Source organism: Shewanella electrica (genome assembly GCF_022321485.1).
Taxonomy (GTDB): Bacteria; Pseudomonadota; Gammaproteobacteria; order Enterobacterales; family Shewanellaceae; genus Shewanella; species Shewanella electrica.
Window position 1 is genome coordinate 1 of sequence record NZ_JAKOGG010000094.1, and the last position, 347, is coordinate 347.

Below are 347 nucleotides of genomic sequence, written 5' to 3' on the forward strand. Positions count from 1 at the left end.
TATGCTGGATGGACTATGGCTTGATCAATGTTGTGTAGTTTTCTTGTTTTGTCTAAAAGGTCATTGACATCGTGGGCTCCTATTATCGCAACTAGGTCCTTGGCTTGACGTGTCCAGACGCAATGTGCAGCGGTGATGATGTGCCAAGGAGTTAGGATCGCTCCTCCGCAGAACGTGAAGCTGTTCGTCCTAGTCCTGATTGCGATCATCCATGGGTACTCGTTCTTCTTGGTCTCCGTTCCACCGACTATCCTACCCGCGTTCCTTCTGCCACAATCGCAGGTGAGGCCAGCCCAGGCCACGCCGAAGAACAAGAAAGAAACCAAAATCACCTTCATCTCCTTAAG

Annotated in this window: 1 protein-coding gene; it reads right to left on the bottom strand. The window is 50.1% G+C overall.

All coding sequences use genetic code 11. The features are described 5' to 3' along the window. Nucleotides 1-332, bottom strand: a 332-nt coding sequence (locus L9G74_RS20045) for a trypsin-like serine protease (RefSeq protein ID WP_238898536.1), incomplete at its 3' end; no start/stop codon positions are given. Nucleotides 333-347 lie beyond the last annotated feature (15 nt).